17 protein-coding genes and 1 pseudogene are annotated in these 19,804 nt (G+C 50.0%); 7 read left to right on the forward strand and 11 right to left on the reverse strand.

Going from position 1 to position 19,804, the window contains the following annotated elements:
- Positions 1 to 63: 63 nt before the first annotated feature.
- Positions 64 to 181 (forward strand): annotated as a pseudogene (locus G491_RS36765) (hypothetical protein); the annotation flags it as partial.
- A 134-nt stretch (positions 182 to 315) separates the two neighbouring features.
- On the opposite strand, the gene G491_RS0120870 reads toward G491_RS36765, so the two are convergent.
- Genes G491_RS0120870 through G491_RS0120885 form a run of 4 tightly spaced genes read right to left on the reverse strand, consistent with a single transcriptional unit; the run spans position 316 to position 3,531 of the window.
- Positions 316 to 786 (reverse strand): GTP-binding protein, encoded by a 471-nt coding sequence (locus tag G491_RS0120870; protein ID WP_028315946.1) that lies wholly within the window; start codon positions 784 to 786, stop codon positions 316 to 318.
- Positions 787 to 804: 18 nt separating this feature from the next.
- On the reverse strand, positions 805 to 1,836 hold the full coding sequence (locus tag G491_RS34335; protein WP_051327420.1) for a serine O-acetyltransferase: 1,032 nt from the start codon (positions 1,834 to 1,836) through the stop codon (positions 805 to 807).
- 53 nt (positions 1,837 to 1,889) lie between these two features.
- Positions 1,890 to 2,822 (reverse strand): cysteine synthase family protein, encoded by a 933-nt coding sequence (locus G491_RS0120880; protein WP_035219688.1) that lies wholly within the window; start codon positions 2,820 to 2,822, stop codon positions 1,890 to 1,892.
- Positions 2,815 to 3,531 carry an alanine--tRNA ligase-related protein gene (locus tag G491_RS0120885; protein ID WP_028315948.1) on the reverse strand — a complete coding sequence of 239 codons (717 nt, stop codon included), beginning with the start codon at positions 3,529 to 3,531 and terminating at the stop codon, positions 2,815 to 2,817. Before G491_RS0120885 ends, G491_RS0120880 begins: the two co-directional genes overlap by 8 nt.
- A gap of 189 nt (positions 3,532 to 3,720) precedes the next feature.
- Here G491_RS0120885 and G491_RS31790 point away from each other — a divergent pair, with 189 nt between their 5' ends.
- Entirely contained in the window at positions 3,721 to 4,104 is a 384-nt protein-coding gene (locus tag G491_RS31790) for an amino acid racemase (RefSeq protein WP_084511618.1), read from the forward strand.
- A 61-nt stretch (positions 4,105 to 4,165) separates the two neighbouring features.
- Here G491_RS31790 and G491_RS0120895 read toward each other — a convergent pair whose 3' ends face one another.
- The 7 genes from G491_RS0120895 to G491_RS0120925 all read right to left on the reverse strand — a co-directional run bounded on the left by G491_RS0120895 (position 4,166) and on the right by G491_RS0120925 (position 11,022).
- Positions 4,166 to 5,029, reverse strand: a complete 864-nt coding sequence (locus G491_RS0120895; protein WP_248635467.1) for an alpha/beta fold hydrolase — start codon at positions 5,027 to 5,029, stop codon at positions 4,166 to 4,168.
- A gap of 46 nt (positions 5,030 to 5,075) precedes the next feature.
- Positions 5,076 to 6,197 (reverse strand): branched-chain amino acid ABC transporter permease, encoded by a 1,122-nt coding sequence (locus G491_RS0120900; RefSeq protein ID WP_028315950.1) that lies wholly within the window; start codon positions 6,195 to 6,197, stop codon positions 5,076 to 5,078.
- A gap of 3 nt (positions 6,198 to 6,200) precedes the next feature.
- Complete coding sequence (locus tag G491_RS0120905; RefSeq protein WP_028315951.1) at positions 6,201 to 7,190, reverse strand: branched-chain amino acid ABC transporter permease; 990 nt, start codon at positions 7,188 to 7,190, stop codon at positions 6,201 to 6,203.
- Between the two features lie 19 nt (positions 7,191 to 7,209).
- Positions 7,210 to 7,932 (reverse strand): ABC transporter ATP-binding protein, encoded by a 723-nt coding sequence (locus G491_RS0120910; protein WP_028315952.1) that lies wholly within the window; start codon positions 7,930 to 7,932, stop codon positions 7,210 to 7,212.
- Complete coding sequence (locus G491_RS0120915; RefSeq protein ID WP_028315953.1) at positions 7,925 to 8,701, reverse strand: ABC transporter ATP-binding protein; 777 nt, start codon at positions 8,699 to 8,701, stop codon at positions 7,925 to 7,927. The genes G491_RS0120910 and G491_RS0120915 overlap by 8 nt, the downstream gene beginning before the upstream one ends.
- A 78-nt stretch (positions 8,702 to 8,779) precedes the next feature.
- Entirely contained in the window at positions 8,780 to 9,979 is a 1,200-nt protein-coding gene (locus tag G491_RS0120920) for a substrate-binding domain-containing protein (RefSeq protein ID WP_028315954.1), read from the reverse strand.
- Between the two features lie 182 nt (positions 9,980 to 10,161).
- On the reverse strand, positions 10,162 to 11,022 hold the full coding sequence (locus G491_RS0120925) for an SDR family oxidoreductase (RefSeq protein ID WP_084511619.1): 861 nt from the start codon (positions 11,020 to 11,022) through the stop codon (positions 10,162 to 10,164).
- Positions 11,023 to 11,349: 327 nt separating this feature from the next.
- Between G491_RS0120925 and G491_RS31795 the strand changes: the two genes are divergently transcribed.
- The 5 genes from G491_RS31795 (at position 11,350) to G491_RS0120950 (ending at position 19,804) form a co-directional block, all read left to right on the forward strand.
- Entirely contained in the window at positions 11,350 to 12,762 is a 1,413-nt protein-coding gene (locus G491_RS31795) for a sigma-54 interaction domain-containing protein (protein ID WP_035219690.1), read from the forward strand.
- Positions 12,763 to 13,196: 434 nt separating this feature from the next.
- Entirely contained in the window at positions 13,197 to 15,584 is a 2,388-nt protein-coding gene (hsdR, locus tag G491_RS0120935; RefSeq protein ID WP_028315956.1) for an EcoAI/FtnUII family type I restriction enzme subunit R, read from the forward strand.
- A gap of 23 nt (positions 15,585 to 15,607) precedes the next feature.
- Positions 15,608 to 17,074 (forward strand): type I restriction-modification system subunit M, encoded by a 1,467-nt coding sequence (locus tag G491_RS0120940; RefSeq protein ID WP_028315957.1) that lies wholly within the window; start codon positions 15,608 to 15,610, stop codon positions 17,072 to 17,074.
- Positions 17,071 to 18,111: a PDDEXK nuclease domain-containing protein gene (locus G491_RS0120945; protein WP_028315958.1), complete on the forward strand. Its 1,041-nt coding sequence runs from the start codon at positions 17,071 to 17,073 to the stop codon at positions 18,109 to 18,111. Before G491_RS0120940 ends, G491_RS0120945 begins: the two co-directional genes overlap by 4 nt.
- Entirely contained in the window at positions 18,104 to 19,804 is a 1,701-nt protein-coding gene (locus G491_RS0120950; RefSeq protein WP_028315959.1) for a restriction endonuclease subunit S, read from the forward strand. The genes G491_RS0120945 and G491_RS0120950 overlap by 8 nt, the downstream gene beginning before the upstream one ends.

Raw genomic sequence — 19,804 nt, forward strand, 5'->3', positions numbered from 1 at the left:
GGAGTTTTTGCGCGCAGACTCATGCTGGAAATGGAAAGCCTTTGGCTTTGCCTGTCCGAGCCGGGCGTTGACCCTACCAACAACCGGGCGGAAAGGGCCTTGCGTTACGGGGTGATCTGGCGCAAACGGAGCCTGGGAACCCAAAGCGAAAAAGGCGACCGCTGGGTGGAACGCATCCTCAGCCTCAAACATACCTTAAGAATGCACGGCCTTCCTGTGTATCCCAGACTCGTCCAAATTATCTCCGACTTCCTGAAAAACCAACCCACAGACCTTGCATGGATCAGTAACCCGGGCTAACTACCCCCTGAAGGCTTACAGACGATGTTTGCCTTCCAACTTTTTCCATAACATCAAAGGCGAATAGTACTCATGTATGTTATCGATTGTGGTATTTAAAACTTTTTTAGCCTCTATAACAAAGACACCAATTTCACCGAAATACATCCCTTTAATCCGCTCTTTATATTTATGCTGTGCTCCTGGAGTATCAATAATTGTTAAGTTACTATATATTTTATTGCTATTATTTTGATTTTCTATCCCATATGAATGAATAAAACGACTTGTTCCTAATTTGCTTGATGTGTCACGTAATTCTCTTTCCTTTTTTGCTGTATCTACAATACTGCTGAGGGCTTTATCATCAGTAAACCACTTTTCATCTTTGATTGAATCGACATGCTTATTAAAATTAAAGGAAGAGTCGAGTCTAACTCGAAGATACCCTGCAAGTGTACTTTTTCCTGCATGAGCGGGGCCAAATATTACGAGATTGTTTGACATAGTGGCCTCTCTATTTACTCAATTGAGTGTTTCTATTGTTCTTATAAGAGCCAAAGGAGGAGTAATATAGGCATATTCCTCAGCATGAGATAATGCAAGATGATATCTATTTTTGTTCATACTAATGTCTTTTGCAATCTCCTTTTTATCCATGTTTTCAGAAGATAAGGACAGTTGACACTTTATAACCCCATTTTTTTTATCGGTTATCTCAATGTTCACTAAAGGATACTTCTCAATAATAAAACAACCTGTGTCATCACAGTGTATATTCAAAATCGATACATCCACATCATCTGGAAATCCACTCCCATAAATACAAAAATTTCCATTAGTAGCAGGCACAATCCCATAAATTTCAAAACTTTTATGCGAAGAAACTTGTAATTGATTAACAATAGAAACTTTACAATCATTTGGGATGTCGCTTGTAATGACACAAAAGGAATTTATAGTGACACGATCACCAACCGAAATCGGACCCAATAGCCTAGCAAAAGAAGCAATACTTACATCCTTTCCAATTTTTGGGTGACGCCTACCTGACTCGTTATCAGCAATCCCAGTTGCTCCTAATACTATACCATTGAGAAAATAGCAGTTTTCCCCAATTTCACAAGTTTCTCCTATTACAGTACCTATGCCATGATCAATAATAAATCCTTTGCCTATTTGAGCTGAAGGGTTAATGTCTATTTGGGTAGCAACTTTTGACTCTTCTTGAATTTTATTTGCATATTTTAACCTAAGTTGTTTTCCAATTAACTCGCTATTAATAAGATTATTTGCTAAACGGTAATTCATAACAGCCTCGAATGATTTGTACGTATCAAGAACAAATACAGAATCCCCTTTTGCAGCAGGATCTCTTCTGGTTAGCGCCTCAAGGTCCGACATAACAAAATCAATTGTTGATGATAGGATAATAGAAGTATCATTATCTGTAAGCCCAATTGTGGGACGATATGTCTTTGGAAGATGTTGATCCAGCAAATCCCCTATCCGTTGGTAGACCTTGCCCACCAAATCGAAATCAACTTCTTGTTCCATATTTTTAGCAAACCTCCAGCTATGGGTCAACTAGGCTTATAGTAGGACTTCGCCTAAAAATCCAAATATGAGAAATAATTCCTTCCCGTATCTGGGGCCAATGTTACAATTACTGATTCGGATTCCACCTTTTGCGAGATTTCAACAGCAGCAAGTATATTGGCAGCAGAAGAAATTCCTACACAAAGGCCTTTGTACTTGAGTAAGTACTTCAAGTAGTTGATAGACTTATGTGATTCAACACTGTGCAATCCATCAATGATTTCTAAGTCTAAAATTTTTGGAACCAAACCAACTGATATGCCTTCGATGCAATGATTTACTGTAGTTCCGGTTAGAATGTTGCATCCTAAAGGTTGAACTCCAACAACCTTAGCAGAACTCCACCTTTCCTTTATTCGTTTACCTATACCAGAAATTGACCCACCACTCCCTACACCTGTTAAAAAGTAATCGATTTTTGGCAAATTATCAGCTATTTCTTTTCCGGTATTTAGATAATGCGCTAACATGTTTGATTCATTCTCAAATTGGTTGAGGTATATCCAGCTTGGATTCTTTTTTACTAACTCCTTCGTTTTTAAAATATGTGAGTTGCTACCTTTAGTGCTGTCCGAAAGAAATACATTTGCTCCTAATATCCTCAGTAATTTTATCTTTTCTGAACTGAAATTGTCGGGAATTACTAAAACTATTCTATATCCTTTCATTCCCCCTATTAAAGCCAATCCTGCCCCAGTATTCCCGCCTGTAGGTTCAATTAGCGTTACCTCGGTCCGTTTATCAATTATGCCATTCAGTTCAGCATCCTCAATCATTTGATAAGCTACTCTTGTTTTCATGTTACCAAGAACATTTTGATTTTCCAGCTTGATAAATATACGACATTCATTGCCAATACTCGGATCAATAAATTCCAATAAGGGCGTTCGTGATAAAATTTTTTTAAAGCTATTAATGTATGGATTATTTTCTATATCAGTCATTAAGAGCTTCCTCTTCAGAAATCGAAATATACAATCTATCAATACTCTTCCCTTGGCTTCTACGTCTTAATTGAACGGGGCCGATTTCATCGGTATTCTTCACATGGAGTCCCCCGCAAGGTATTGAAATATCATGACATTTCCAGTAAATAGCTTCTGGTTCATCGTGGAGAGGTTGAGCCCATATATCATATTTCTTTTTAATAAAAGAATTGGACAATGATTCTATCTCAGCAACATGATCACTTGTAATTTTGCACTTAAAATCGAACCTTGCAGATTTTTGATCAATTTTACATCCTTTAACATGAGGGTTCTGTAGTATATCCATTGCATAGAAGTATGCAACATGTGCAGCCGAATGATATCTCATTATCCTGTATCTTTTTTCCCAATCAATTCGAATTTTGACTTTGGAGCCTGGCTCAAGTTCACATTCATTTGGGAAATTCTCACAAATATGAAGAACATCCGAGTTAATTTGGATGACTGGAAAATCTGGGTGGAATAGCGACTTTGTGGAGGCGGTAATTTTTTTTTGTGTATCACAAACTTTAATGTTTGAAATTGTACCAGAATCCCCAATTTGGCCCCCGCCTTCAGGATAAAATATAGTGCGGTCTAGAACTATTCCATTGTTGTCTATTGAAATAATATTGGCTTCTATCTCCCTCAGATATGGATCATCATAGTACGTTTTTTCTGTCATAATAATATCCTCCTCCCAAAATTTTATCATTTGTTTGTACAGTTACCTTAAAATATATAATTTTGCAAGTATGAATATGTCTGTTTTTAAACCGATGCAAAGAAAATAAAAAATGTTTGCTTTTAAAATATCATCAATTTTTCGTTTTGGTACACCATATTGGTTTTTTCCCTCCGAGTAATCTCCGTTATGAATGTCGCGGCTCAGGCCCTGGTGAAGGACGAATACTCCAAGGTCGGGCTGCTGGGCACGGCTTTCACCATGGAGCAGGATTTTTATAGGGGGCGTCTATCCCGGGATTTCGGGCTGGAGGTGGTCATTCCCAACAAGGAGGATCGGGAACTGGTGAATGACGTCATTTTTCAGGAGCTTTGCCTGGGCCAGGTATTGAGTCAGTCCCGCGAGGAATACGCCAGGATCGCGGCGGACATGGCCGCCCAGGGCGCCCAGGCCATCATCCTGGGATGTACGGAAATCGGCATGCTTCTGGATCAAAAGGACGCTCCGGTTCCCCTGTACGACACCACCGTCATCCACGCCGCCCAGGCCGTTTCTTATGCCCTGAAAGGGTAATATCTCAACTTTGGGGGTATTATTTTTCTTGAAAATAGGAAGCCCTATAAAGAAGAAAACCTTAAGAGCCTTCCATTTCCAGAAAGCCTTTCAGGGCGGCGTCCCTGGCCGGGTGGGGCTGAAAAACAATTCCGTAGTGGTTGACGCCTTCCACTTCAAACATCGCGGCGTCGGGTATCTGCCGGGTCATCCTATCCGCCACGTCTTCCGGCAGCAGCAAGTCCTTGTCGCTCAGCAGCCCTTCCGTGGCCCGTAGAATCAACACCGGGCACTGCACCTTGCCGTAATAGTCGGCGCATTGCAGCAATCGCACATTGGCGGCTTCCTCGGCGATATGGGCTGCATCGATATTGGTGCGTACGCCTCCATCCGCCGCTTCCAGTTCGTGACGGCAGTAGGTTTCGATGGCTTCGCTCCATGGGTGCAGGTAGGGAGCGGCTTTCATCTTCTCCATGTAAGCCTCTTCCGAGTCGAAAATCTGCCCCAGGCGATCCAGAGCCGGCTTGATCCCCTTGAAAACCTCCTCGAATTGCTCGGGGGAAAGGTCTCCGCCGCCGTCCACCAGCACCAGGCGATCGGTGTACTCAGGATATTCGGCGGCAAAGGCCAGGCCGATAAAGGCCCCCAGGGAATGTCCCATGATGACGGCTTTCTCAAAGCCCAGGTCGTCCAAAAGGCATTTGATATCCTTCGTGTGATAGTCCATGGAGTAACCATGGTCGGGCTTGTCCGAGTATCCCCTGCCTCGCAAATCCATGGCCATGACCTGACGCGCGGGCGCCAGCAGGCCGGCGAAAACATCCCAGCAACGGCAATTGGCCGTTATCCCGTGGATGCAAAGGATCGGCTTGCCGCCGCCCTCCCAAACCGCCAGATTGATATTGACTCCGTCCCCTTTCACCTTTTTCATGACCGGCTCAGGCATGGTCGTCACCCCCTAAATTTTGATGTTTCGTTAGATGTTCCTTTACTCAAGAACTGAAAAACGCCTCCCCCCTGGCACGGGCGATGAACTCTCTCGCCGATCCGACAACGCCTTTGGGGAAGAAGATAACCACCAATATAAATAAAATGCCGAAAAGCAGCAACCAACGCTCCAATATGGTATGCAACAATGAGGCGTTAGGAAAAAGGTCAATCGCTATCTTTTGCAGATCCGGCAGAAAGGTCTGGGTGATCAGCAGAAAAGCGGCTCCTACAATGCCGCCGTACAATGTTCCCATCCCTCCGATAATCACCATTAGAAGGACATTGAGCATGATGGCCATGACCTCGAGGGTCGACTCCGGGTTCACATACCCAACCCACATGGCGTATAACCCGCCTGTCATGGCGGCCACGGTGCAGCCGAGCACGATGGACAGGGTCTGGAAATAAAAGGTTTTGTATCCAAGGGCTTCGGCTCTATCGGTATTATCCCGAATGGCCTGCAACACCCTGCCCAGAGGCGAGTGGGTGAATCGCAGCATGAGTGCAAACAGCCCCAGGCACGCCAGCAGGATGAAGTAATAGGTTATCACGCGGCCGCTGATATCCAGCCCCAGAAAACTCCCCGGATTGAACGCCGCCGAGAAGATCCCCGGCAGGCTGATGCTGATTCCGTCTTCTCCGCCGGTGAAATGGCTGAGTTTATTGGCCAGAACGATGGTCAACTCCGCCAGGGCCAGGGTGATCATGGCGAAAAAGATCGCTTTAACCCGCAAAGAGATCAGGCTGACGATCAATGCCAGGACGCAAGCGACCGCTACAGCCAGCAGCAACCCCAAAAACAGGTGGAAATACGTGGGATCGCCGTATTTGCCGTTCAAGAAAGCCACGCAATAAGCCCCGATCCCGAAAAACATGCCATGCCCGAACGAGAGGATCCCCGTGTACCCCAGCATAATGTCAAAGCTGGCAACCAGGGACGCAAAGATGATGATTTTCAGCGCCAGATCCAGGGTCTTATAGGACGGGGACAGAAAGGGGATCAGCGCAAACATGGCCAAAACAAGGCAGGGCAATACAATCCCAATGCTGTAATACCTTTTTTTGCGCTGTTCGCGCCGGAGCATACTGACCGGCGTTTGCTCTGTTGCTGCTATGTCTGCCATGGTTTACTTCCCCGCGGTGAAGAGGCCTTTCGGCCTGATGAGTAGAATGATGATCATGATGATGATATTGACGCCGGCCGCCGCCCAGGGAACCAGATACGCCACGTAATTATAAGACAGCCCCACGATCAGGGCCCCGACAAGGGAGCCTGTGACGCTGCCCAGCCCGCCGATGATCACCACAATAAAGGCGAAAAGAAGATAGGTCGATCCCATGTCCGGATACACCTGCAGGCTGAATATGGACATGGCCAGCCCGCCCAGGGCCGCCAAGCCTGCACCCACGGCGAAGACGCCTGTAAAAAGCAGAAAGATGTTGTGCCCCATGGCTTGCACCATGTCGCGGTTTTCAACCCCAGCCCGCACGATCAACCCCAGCTTGGTCTTCTTTAAAACAAGCTGAACGACGCCGAAAACCAAAGCCCCTATCAGGATGCAGATGATCCGGTACCGGTCGATGATGACGTCAAAGACGTCCCAGTTGCCTTGAAAGGTGAGGGGCACCGCCATGACGTCGTCATTGGGGCCCCAAATCACGCGGATCATTTCCACCAGCACGATGGTGGCGCCGAAGGTGATCAGAATCTGAAACAGATGATTGCCATAGACTCTTCTCACCAGCACGCGCTCCAGCACCATCCCCAACACCGCGACCACCGCCATGGCGCACACGATAGCCGCTGCAAAGGCCCCGAAATTCAGCAGCACCGAATCGGCTTGGACCCATCGTTCCAGGAACTTGAACGTGCTGAAGCCCACATAGGCGCCCCAGGCGAACAAGGCGCCGTGGGCGAAGTTCAGCACATCCATTAATCCCAGAATAATGCTGACTCCCGACGCCACCAAAAACAGCAGCATGCCCATGGCCAATCCGGCGATGGTCAGGGTCAGGTAGATTTTTGGGGGGATGCCGAAAAGGGGCAGCAGAAACAGAACGGCGACCCCGGCAATGACGAGTTCCCTGTCCCAGCGTTTAAGTATTGTCTCTGTCATTGGCATTCCTTCAATATGGTCAGCTTTCGGATTTGGATATTCCCAGGTAGCGGCTTTTCAATTCCTCATCCTCCACCAGGGCTTCCATCCGGCCGCTGTGCACGATGCGCCCGTCATCCAAAATGTGAAAATAATCGCCCACGGCGCTGGCCATGTAGAAATTCTGTTCCACGAGAACAACGACGCACTCTTCCTTTATCAGGTTGATTGCCTCGATCAGGGCCTCAATGATGATGGGCGCCAACCCCTTGGAGGGCTCGTCGATGAGCAGCAGCGAAATATCGTTTACAATGGCCCTGCCAATGGCCAGCATCTGTTTTTGTCCGCCGCTCAGGTTTCCGGCCGGCGAATGCCAGAACTTGCCCAATGCGCCGAATAAATCCAGGATTCTGGCCAGCCTTCCGGCGGTGGCCTCATCCTCCTTGAGCTTGGCCACTTTGAAATTCTCCTCCACTGTCAGATCGGCGAAGATTCCCATGTCCTCCGGGACGTACCCGATTCCCATGCGGGCGATCTCGTAGGGCCGCTTGCCTTGTATGCTCATGCCATTGTAGACAATGGTCCCCTCTGACGGCGGAAGCAGCCCCATCAAGGTTTTCAGGGTGGTGCTCTTGCCGGCGCCGTTGCGGCCGATGAGCACGGTGACGGCGTCGGCCTGGGCTTCGAAGGAAAGACCCTGAAGGATATGGTGGTGGCCGATATAGGTCTGCAGATTGTCTGCTTTCAACACGACCTCATTCATGTTTCGCCCCCCCTCCCAAATACGCCTCCTGGACCTCTTTGCTGCGATAGATGGTTTCCGGATCGCTGTCGGCGATGAGGCGGCCGTCCTGCAGAACGGCGATGGAATCCGATAGATTCATGATCATATCCATCTTGTGCTCCACCAATAAAATGGTTTTATCGCCGACGGATTTGATGCGCTCCAGAATCTCCAAAATGGCGGGCACTTCCTCCTGGGACATGCCCGCCGTGGGTTCATCCAGAAAAAGAATCTCCGGTTTCAATGCCATCAAAATGGCCATTTCCAGTTTGCGCTGCTCGCCATGCGTCAGTAAATTCGCCGGATACAACCATTTTTCATCCAAAAGCACTTCCTTGAGAATCTGGTATGCTTCATCCTCACAGGCCGAAAAATGGAGATAGTGACGCCAGAAATTCAACCCGTACCCCTTTCGGGCCTGGATGGCCAAACGGACATTTTCCAGGACCGTCAACAAGGGAAAGATGTTGGTGAGTTGAAAAGAACGCCCCAATCCCAGCCGGCACCGCATGGGAGCGCCCAGATGAGTGATGTCCTTTCCCTTTAGAAACACCTTTCCGCCGGTGGGCTTGTACTGACCGCTCAACAAATTGAAGAAGGTCGTTTTGCCCGCTCCGTTGGGGCCGATAATCGATTTTAACGTAAACGGCTTAACCTCCAGGCTTACCTGGTCCACGGCCGCATGGCCTCCGAAACGGATGGTAAGATCCTCCGTGGCGATTATCGCATCGGTACTCGTCGCATTCATGGCATTCGCTCCGGCGGTCCGCTGGAATCAGCCCGTCTCCATCCGGAGACGGGCGAATTGGGTCGCTTGGGCCTCAAATTACCTTTGGTTTACAATGGGCGGAGCAGTTTCCTCCATGGTCAGCTCCCTGGTGAGCACCGGGATGGCCCATTCCACATCGGGGTCCACTTTCAGCTTAAAAGCGAACATGGTTTGCAGCGCCTGATGATCCTCCTTGCGGAATTTCATCATCCCTTTGGGCGTCATGAATTCCATGCCCTCCATGGCGGCAATGAGTTTTTCCGTGTCCGTACTCCCGGCGGCCGTGATGGCTTTCACCACGGCGCCGGCGGCTGCAAAACCGCCGCAGGTAAAGAAATCCGGGGGCTCATTAAAACGTTTGAAATGCTCTTCCACCAGCCAGTCATTCACCGGATTTGAAGGATTTTCGTAGTAGTAATAAGTGGCGCCCTGCATGCCGTCCAGCGGCTTCATCATCTTGAGAGCCGCAAGGACGTTTCCGCCGCTGGTGATTTCGATCCCGTATTTATCCAGTCCGGCGGAGATCAATTGGGGAATGGGGCCGCCTTTTCCGGCCCAGATCACCCAGATGTATTTGGGTCCCGGCAGGTCTTTCATGGCCTCGATGATTCTTTGGATGGGCGCGACAAAATCCGTTCCCTTGGGATCGCAATATTCCTCGTGCACGATTTTGGCGCCCAGCTTTTCGGCGGCCTCTTTGTAGGCTGCGATGCCGTCCCGGCCAAAGGCGTAATCCTGGCCGATGCAGGCGATGCTCACCCCGGGCTTGGCCACGGCCGCCGCATTGGAAATGGCGTCCTGGCTGGAATTTCTCCCGGTTCTAAAAACATACCGGTTCCAGTCCTTGCCGGTAATCGAATCCGCCACCGCAGGCTCCACAATCAATATTTTCTTAAAATCCCGGGCCACGGGCAGCACCGCCAAGGCCACGCCGCTGCTGGTGGGTCCGATAGCCAGATCAACCTTGTCATCGCTGTAAAGTTTGGTGAGCAGCATCTTGGCCCTGGCCGCCTGGAGCTGAGTGTCTTCGATGACCAGAGTCACATCTCTGCCGTTAATCTGATTGGTTCCCTTGGTGAAATACTCCAACCCCATTTTAAAGCCGGTGACCTCGGCCTTGCCATAGATCTCCAAAGGTCCGCTGAGCCCCTGTATGATGCCGATCTTGATGGGTTCCGCTCCCAGCGCCGTGGAAGCCGTCATGGCTATCGACGCCCCTATGACCAGTAAAAATATGATCCCCGCTCTTGCTTTCATCGGATACCTCCCTTGTGGGTTGATTAAAGAGAATCCAAACAACCTGTCGTGGTAAGCGGCCCTAATTCCGGCCGCCTGTCGCCGCATCGCCCAAGGCGGCGCCTGGAGCCGGCAGGCGTTTGCCGTAACGAAGAAATTCTTCATAAGCGGCCGTTATTTGGATATGTAGCAAATATGATACATCAGTAGGTGAGGACCATGCCGCCGTCAAACAGCATATCCCCTCCCACGAGATATTTGGCGAACCGCGAAAAGCCGAAAAGCATCAGATTGGCAACCTCAATGGGCGACATCATTTCCTTGATCCGGGACGTCCCCATCATGACATCGCGAACAACCTCTTCAGGCGTGATGCCGCGCTGCGTCGCCTGGGCGTTGATCTGGTTCAGCGCCAGGGGGGTTTTGACAAAACCCGTGCTGAGCGTAAAGGAACGGACCCGGCCTTCGCCTTCGGCCGAAATGGACTGGCTCAGGGCGCGCAATCCGAATTTGGTGATGTTGTAGACCGGCTTGTTCTTGGTGCAGATATGAGCATGCACCGAGGCCATATTGGCGATGACGCCGCATCCGTCATTGCTTTTTTTCATGTGGGGGATGGCGAGCTTGGAAAGATAAAAAGGCGCCCTAAGCATCAGGGATTGCATCTGATCGTATTTATCCATGGGGAAGTTTTCGACGGAGTCGATATGCTGAATTCCCGCGATGTTGGCCAGATACTTGATGGCGCCCAGCTTAGCCGCTTCCGTCACGGCCTTGTCCATGTCCGCGTCCCTGGACAAATCGCACGGCAAAAAAACCATTTGCCCGCCCATGTCCCGGGCCAGCTTTTGCGTCTTGCGGCCTTCTTCCTCATTGATGTCCAGGCCGATGGTCATCAGTTGGTTCGCCGCGGCGGCAATGGCCGTGGCCCGGCCGATGCCGGTGCCGGCGCCGGTGACGATGCAGACATTGGAACTGTTGAATTGCGGGTCTGACAGGATTAGAATATCCTCACTCCCGATGGTCGGTTCCTTGGCGTCTTCCGGTTTGATGGTTTCTTCCATGGACATCCTCCTGCGGAAAAGAGTGTGCGGAAAGTTGTGCAAATCAAGTAGAGCAAGTACCGTGCCACCTGATATTGCCCCCGGGATAACCTGAGATGATTGCGGGCGTAAAAAGCATAAGTATCTGAAATAATAGCTTCGTCATAAAATTTTCCAGTCGCGCGAAGATCTTTATGAAAATACGGGCCTGGACAGCAGGCCCTGAAAAGTGTATCCTCTGATATACATGTCCCCGAATTGCTACACTTAAACGGTCCATTATCCGGCAAGACTTCAAATAAATATCTCCATAATTCACGAAACCCCTATGTTCTCAAGGAGGCGGCCGTGGACGACAAAGACCTCAGAATAGAAGCGCTGGAAAAGGATCTGGAGATGCACCGGGCCATATTCGACAGCATCTTCAACGGCGCCCTGGTCACCGATGAAAAGGGAATCATCACGCATTTCAACAAGCCCTACGGCGACTTTCTGGGCGTAGACCCGGAATCGCAAATCGGACGGCACTGCACCGAATCGGTGGTCAACAGCCGCATGCACATTGTGGCCCGCACCGGCAAGCCCGAAATCAACCAGTCCCACAACATCATCGGCAAGAAAATGGTGGTCCAGCGCATCCCCATCAAACGCGGCGGCCGGGTCATCGCCGTATTCGGGCAGGTCCTGTTTAAGGACGTCAAGGACTTGTCCAGGCTCGCGTCCGAACTCAAGGTCTTGGAATCCAAGGTCAAACTCTATGAGGCGGAACTCCTCAACCTGAGATCCACCCGCTACACCCTGGACAGCATCATCGGAGTCAGCGGTCCCATCAAGGAGTTGAAGGAGGAAGCCCTCCGGGCCGCCGCAACGCATTATCCGGTGCTCATCTGCGGGGAAAGCGGCACAGGCAAGGAGCTGTTCGCCCAAGCCATCCACCATGCAAGCAATCGCAAGCTCTTCCCCTTTGTCCGCATCAACTGCGCGGCGATCCCCAAGGATCTCCTGGAAGCCGAGCTGTTCGGCTACGAAAAGGGCGCCTTCACCGGCGCCCGGTCCGACGGCAAACCCGGCAAGTTCGAACTGGCCCACCAAGGCACGCTGTTTTTGGATGAAGTGGGCGACCTGCCCTTGGAAATGCAGCCCAAACTGCTTCGCGCCCTGGAAGACAGAGAGTTCGAGCGTGTGGGCGGGAACAAGATTATTCGCAGCGACCTGCGCATCATCGCCGCCACCAATCAGGATCTGGACCAAATGATGGCGGACGGCCGCTTTCGCAAGGATCTCTTCTATCGGCTCAACGTCATACCTATTAATATCCCTCCCCTGCGCAAGCGCAAAAACGATATTATCCCCTCCGCCGAATATATTCTCAGGCAATTGGCGGCGGAAGCCAATCTGCCGGACATCAGCATGGATAAATCCGCGCAAGCCGCCTTGCGAAACCACCAGTGGCCGGGCAATGTCCGCGAATTGTCCAATGTGCTTGAGAGAACCTTGTCCGCCTTAAACGGCAAGACGATAGGCCTGTCGGATCTGCCCTTTTATCTCCACCAGGATCGCAAGCCCCTCTCGAACGGAGGCTCTTCCTCCTTAAAAGCCGTGCAGGCCCGCATAGAGCGGGAAAGCATTTGCTCCGCCTTGGAGCAAACCGGGTACAATAAGGTCAAGGCCGCCGAACTGCTTGGCATCCACCGCACCCTGCTTTACAAAAAAATAAAAAAATACGCCATTCCCCTGGAAAAAGAACCCCGAAGAGAATAGAGCCTATTCTAAAAGAATTGAAATGTAATAGTAGGCCTCCGGCGGTAAACTGCCTAACTGCAAAAAAGAGCCTCCGGCGGCGAACTTTTTGGAAAAAGTTCGATCAAAAACCTTTGAATGGCGCTCCGCGCAAGCCAACCGTTATTTCGTGTAGGGGCGTCTGTTTGCTGCGCCCTTGTCGTAACTATCCCTTTATCCTGAATCCCATGATTTACCCCTTTCCTTGCCATTTCTCCCAGAATAACCTATAAACCATGCATTGTTCCCCGAATACGCAGGACTATTTCAATTATGAAAATTTACGCAGTGTCCAAGGTCTGAACAAAATTCTGCCTGATTGGACGCTCTCATGTTGATATGATGCAATTCCGATGCTGATGGTGAACAAACGTGAGCAGTCTTTCTTGGCGGTTAAATATGAGGAGAGTTAGGCAATGAATAAAAAACAACTCTCTGAGCGCGATATATGCACCAAGTTTATTACTCCGGCTCTTGAAAGGGCTGGCTGGGATATCGCAACGCAAATAAGAGAAGAGTATCCCCTTACCAATGGAAGAATTATTGTTAGAGGCAAACTGCACACAAGGGCAAAAAATAAACGCGCTGATTATGTGTTGTTTTATAAACCCAATATTCCTATTGCTATTATTGAGGCCAAGGATAACACCCATTCCCTTGGAGACGGCATGCAACAGGGGCTGGGTTATGCTGAAATGTTGCAGGTCCCCTTTGTGTTCAGCTCCAATGGGGATGGTTTTTTATTTCATAATAAAATTGCAGCCGATGGCATTATAGAACGTGAATTAGGTTTAAATGAGTTTCCCACGGCCGATGCTCTTTGGCGCTGCTGGGCAAATTATCGGGGATTAGATGAGAATCAAAATGATCTTGTCACTCAGGACTACTACAGTGACGGCAGCGGGAAAAATCCTCGATATTATCAATTACTGGCAATAAACAAAGTCATCGAAGCCATAGCCCATGGCCAGAACAGAATTCTGTTGGTGATGGCGACTGGCACCGGAAAAACTTTTACAGCATTTCAGATTATTTGGCGACTTTGGAAGGCAAAGAAGAAAAAGCGCATCCTGTTTCTCGCCGATCGCAACATCCTGGTTGATCAAACCATGACCAACGATTTTAAACCGTTCGGGTCGGCCATGACCAAAATACAGAAGCGTCAGGCCAATAAATCATATGAAATATACCTGTCTCTTTATCAGGCCATTACCGGCAGTGAAGATGAGAAGAACATCTACAAGCAGTTCAGCCCCACTTTTTTTGACCTTATCGTGATCGATGAATGTCATCGCGGTAGCGCTGCCGCGGACTCTGCTTGGCGCGAAATACTTGAATATTTTTCTTCAGCCACTCATATCGGTTTGACTGCCACCCCCAAAGAGACCAAAGAAGTTTCTAATATTGATTACTTTGGCGATCCCATATACACCTATTCATTAAGGCAAGGAATCGATGATGGCTTTCTCGCCCCCTATAAAGTTGTGCGAATAGACCTGGACAAGGACTTATCCGGTTGGCGACCGGACAAAGGGATGCTTGACAAGTACGGCAACGAAATTGAGGACCGCATATACAACCAGAAGGATTTCGACAAGGCCTTGGTGTTGGAAAAGCGTACTCAGTTGGTTGCAAAAAAAATTAGTGAATTCCTTCGCCAGACCAACCGTTTTGATAAAACCATCGTTTTCTGTGAAAACATAGACCACGCTGAGCGGATGCGCCAGATGTTGGTGAACGAGAATAACGACCTATCCGCGCAAAACGGCAAATACGTCATGCGCATCACCGGTGACAACGAGGAAGGCAAAGCAGAGCTTGACAATTTTATTTTTCCGGAAAGTAAATATCCTGTTATTGCCACCACCTCCAAGCTGATGACCACCGGTGTGGATGCTCAAACCTGCAAGCTGATTGTCCTTGATCAACGCATTCAATCCATGACCGAGTTTAAACAAATTATCGGCCGCGGAACCCGCATCAACGAGGACTATGGCAAATACTATTTCACTATCATTGATTTCAAAAAGGCGACCGAGCTCTTTGCTGATCCAAATTTCGATGGAGACCCGGTGCAAATTTATGAGCCCAAGGAGGATGAATCTCCTGTGCCGCCTGATTTTACCAATGACGATCCGGAGGATAACAACGACCTTCAACTGGGGTTAGGGGACGACCATGGCGGGCAAGCAGCGAGAGAACCCGGGGCTGAAACGGAAGGCAAAGGGGTGCGCCGCTATGTCGTGGCCAATGTAGAAGTAGCGGTTGCGGCCGAAAGAGTGCAGTATTTTGACGCCAACGGCAAACTGATCACCGAGTCGCTCAAAGACTATACCTGCAAGACTTTGACTAAGGAATTTGCATCGCTGGATGACTTTTTAAGGCGATGGGGCAGCGCCGAGAAAAAGCGGGCCATCATTGACGAGCTGACAGAGCAAGGGGTTTTCTTTGATGCTTTGTCCGAAGAGATCGGCCGCCGTTCGGGCAAAAAGTTTGATCCCTTCGACCTGATCTGCCATGTTGCCTGGGACATGCCGCCTCTCTCCCGCAAGGAACGGGCGGAACAAGTGAAGAAACGTAACTACTTTACAAAATATGGGGAGCAGGCTCGCCGGGTATTGGAGGCCCTGTTAGACAAGTACGCCGATGAAGGCGTGACCCATATTGAAGAGACCCAAATCCTTACCATTGCCCCCTTCACTGACTTGGGAACCCCAATGGAAATTATCCGCTCATTCGGCGGGCTGGAACAATACCAGCAAGCCATCAACGAACTGGAACAGGCGCTTTATAACGCCTGTTAATATGTATTGGAGATAGAATACTAATGTCTTTATCCACCCTAATAAAAGTCATTCAGGACATCATGCGCAAGGACGTGGGCGTTGACGGCGACGCCCAGCGGATCAGCCAGATGGTCTGGCTGCTGTTCCTGAAGATATTTGACGACAGGGAAGAGGAATGGCAAATCACTGCGCCAGGATACAAGTCGCCGTTGCAAAGCCGTTTTCGTTGGTCCAACTGGGCCAAGGATTCCGAAGGCATGACAGGCGATGAACTGATTGACTTCGTCAATAACGACCTTTTTCCGTTCTTAAAAAAATTGGCGACATCCGCCGGAGTTTCCCCCCAAGGCAAGGTGGTGGGCTCGGTGTTCGAGGATGCTTATAACTACATGAAGTCCGGCACCCTGCTGCGCCAAGTGATCAACACCATAGAGGAAGACGTCGATTTTAATTCCTTAAGCGATCGCCATCTTTTTAACGACATCTATGAAAAGATCCTTTCCGACCTGCAATCCGCCGGCAATGCGGGCGAGTATTACACACCCCGCGCCGTCACCCGATTTATGGTGGACATGATTAATCCGCAATTAGGCGAAGTCATCCTCGACCCCGCCTGCGGCACCGGCGGCTTCCTCACTTGCGCCATTGAGCACCTTGAACGCCAGGTAAAAACAACTACCGACAAGCAAACGCTGCAAGCCAGCATTAACGGCTATGAAAAAAAGCCCCTGCCATTCATGCTGGCCATGACCAATATGATGCTGCACGGCATTGAGGTGCCCACCAACATCCGCCACGACAACACCCTCAGTCGGCCGCTAAAGGATTACGGCCCCCGAGACCGAGTGGACCTGATCATTACCAATCCCCCCTTCGGCGGCATGGAAGAGGACGGCATTGAGAATAACTTTCCGCGCAAATACCAGACCCGCGAGACCGCCGACCTTTTCATGGCGTTCATCATGCACCTCTTGAAGCATGATACTGGGCGCGCCGCCGTTGTACTACCCGACGGCTTTCTGTTCGGTGAAGGAGTTAAGTCCACTATCAAAAGTGAACTGCTCAAGGAGTTCAACCTCCACACCGTCGTGCGTCTGCCCAAGGGCGTGTTCAGCCCTTACACCGGCATCGCTACCAACATCCTGTTTTTCGAAAAAGGCGGCCCGACGAAAGACGTCTGGTTCTTTGAGCACCCTTACCCTGAGGGCTACAAGTCGTACTCCCGTTCCAAGCCATTGACGATCCAGGAATTTGATCTGGAAAAATCCTGGTGGGGGGGCGCCTCCCGCAGGGGTCGAAAAACTACTGAATATGCATGGAAGATCCCCGCCAAGGAACTGGTCGAGCGCAACTATAACCTGGACTGCAAAAACCCCTATGAAGTGGAAGTCAACCACCGGGATCCGGAAGAGTTGATGGCCGAATATGAAGAGATCGTCAGGCAACTGGAAGAAGCTCAGCAGGCCCTCAAGGCAGAGCTGATAGCCTGCCTGGGAGGCAAGGCATGAGCGACAAACCGGTTTCCCTGACTACCCCTCCGATAGGTTACGCGGACTGGCTGGCGGACCTGAAAGCCCGCATTCATGCGGCCCAGCAACGCGCCGCCCTGGCGGTTAATAGCGAGTTGGTGACGCTCTATTGGCAGATCGGCCGCGATATCCTGGCCCGGCAGGCGGAGCAAGGCTGGGGCTCCAAAGTGATCGACCGCCTGGCTCAAGACCTCCGCAAGGCCTTTCCGGACATGAAAGGCTTTTCACCCCGCAACCTCAAGTATATGCGCGCCTTTGCCGAAGCATGGCCCGAATTTGAATTTGTGCAAGAGGTGCTTGCACAATTGCCCTGGTATCATCAACTCGCCCTGCTCGATAAACTGAAAGCGGCGGATGAACGCCGCTGGTACGCCCGCAAGGCCATTGAAAACAACTGGTCTCGCAACGTGCTGGTGATGCAGATCGAAGCCCGCCTGCTGGAACGCCAGGGCAAGGCCGTCACCAATTTCGAACAGCGCCTGCCCAAGCCCGACTCCGACCTTGCCCGGGAATCCCTTAAAGACCCGTACCGTTTTGATTTCCTCGGTTTGACGGAGGAAGCTCAGGAACGGGAGGTCGAATCCGCCTTGGTGCGGCATGTCACCAAATTTTTGTTGGAACTGGGCGCGGGTTTTGCTTTTGTGGGCCGTCAGGTTTTGCTCAACGTGGGGGGGGAGGAGTTTTTTTTAGACCTGCTCTTTTACCACCTCAAACTACGCTGCTATGTGGTGATCGAACTCAAGGCGAGTAAGTTCAAACCCGAACATCTGGGGCAGTTAGGGTTCTACCTGACCGCTGTGGATCGTCAAATAAAGGACGAACAGGACAGTCCCGCCATCGGCCTTTTGCTGTGTAAAAGCAAGAACAAGGTGGTGGCCGAATACGCTTTGGGCGACAAAACCCAGCCCATGGGCATTGCTGAATATAGTCTCATGGAATCTCTGCCCGAACCCTTGCAGGCCAGCCTGCCCAGCATCGAGCAAATCGAAAAGGAACTGGAGGGCGGTAATGAATAATAAAACCGTCCAACTCCTGGAACAGCGCTTTGACGTTGCCTTTGCCGCGCCTGAGGGAGTGAAGAAACTTCGGGAAGTGATCCTGACCCTGGCCATGCAGGGCAGGCTGGTGGAACAGGATCCAAACGACCCGCCCGCTTCGGAGCTTCTGAAAAAAATCCAGGCTGAAAAGCAGCGCTTGGTAAAGGCAAAAAAGATCAAAAAGCCCAAACCCCTGCCGCCTGTCAAGCCGGAGGACATGCCTTACGAATTGCCCCAAGGGTGGGAATGGGTGCGGTTGGGGGAAATTGGAATTATCAATCCTCGAAATGACGCCGAGGACTTAACGCTCGCCGGTTTTGTTCCAATGCCTTTAATTCCTGAGGGGTATTCCGAAACCCATCAATTTGAGGAACGACAGTGGGGTGATATTAAAAAGGGGTACACGCATTTTGCTAACGGTGATGTCGGCATGGCCAAGATTACGCCATGCTTTGAAAATGCCAAGTCCTGTGTGTTTTCGGATTTACCCAATGGAATTGGTGCGGGAACGACGGAACTTCACATTTTTAGGAATACATTTAAGGCCGTTATAGCGAGATTCTTGCTATATTATCTAAAGAACCCATTGAACATCTCCAAGGCTGTTCCAAATATGACCGGTTCCGCAGGTCAGAAGCGCGTACCGACGCCATACTTCACTGCGCAACCGTTCCCGCTTCCGCCGATAGCTGAACAACAACGGATCGTAGCCAAAATCGACCTGTTAATGGCCCGTTGCGACGAGTTGGAAAAGCTCAAGAAAGAAAGGGCCGAAAAGCGGCTGGCCGTCCACGCCTCCGCGATCAAGAAACTTCTTGAAGAGCCGGGCGCTCCGGCTTGGGACTTTCTTCAGCGGCACTTTGGCGAACTCTACGCCGTCAAGGAAAACGTGACGGAACTCCGTGAGGCCATCCTCCAGCTTGCCGTCATGGGCCGCCTTGTTCCCCAGGACCCCAACGATCCACCCGCTAGCGAACTACTAAAGGAGATCAAAGCTGAAAAACAACGCTTGGTTAGGGCAGGTGAAATTAAAACGCCCAAGCCCCTGCCGCCTATCGCACCGGAGGAGGCTCCCTACAGATTGCCGCAAGGATGGGCTTGGACGAGGCTTGGAGAACTTGGACACGTAATGGGTGGGGGCACTCCAAGAAAAACCAATCCAATATATTGGGATGGTACAATTCCTTGGGTCAGTCCTAAAGACATGAAGGTAGATTACATGATTGATACTCAAGATCACGTTTCGCCAAAAGGAATCAAGAATAGCACTTTAAAATTAATACCAATTAATGCAATTCTCATGGTTGTCAGAGGAATGATTCTCGCGCATTCATTCCCGACATCTCTTACTGAGGCAACTGTGACAATAAACCAAGATATGAAAGCACTATGCCCATATGTCCAAGGAAGTCAACAATACCTACTGTTCTACTTAAAAGGAATGAAGAACATTTTTTTAAATTTGGTTGAGCGTTCGACACATGGAACATGTCGACTTGATTCCAAGAAACTTTTTTCAACAATTGTTAGTTTACCCCCGCTACCCGAACAACACCGCATCGTCGCCCGCATCAATCGGTTGATGTCTCTATGCGACACGCTCGACCAGCAGATCGCCGCCGCCGAAGACAAGCAGACCGAACTGCTAAACGCCGTGATGGCGAAGATATAA

Origin of the sequence: Desulfatibacillum aliphaticivorans DSM 15576, from assembly GCF_000429905.1 — a bacterium.
GTDB classification, from domain to species: domain Bacteria; phylum Desulfobacterota; class Desulfobacteria; order Desulfobacterales; family Desulfatibacillaceae; genus Desulfatibacillum; species Desulfatibacillum aliphaticivorans.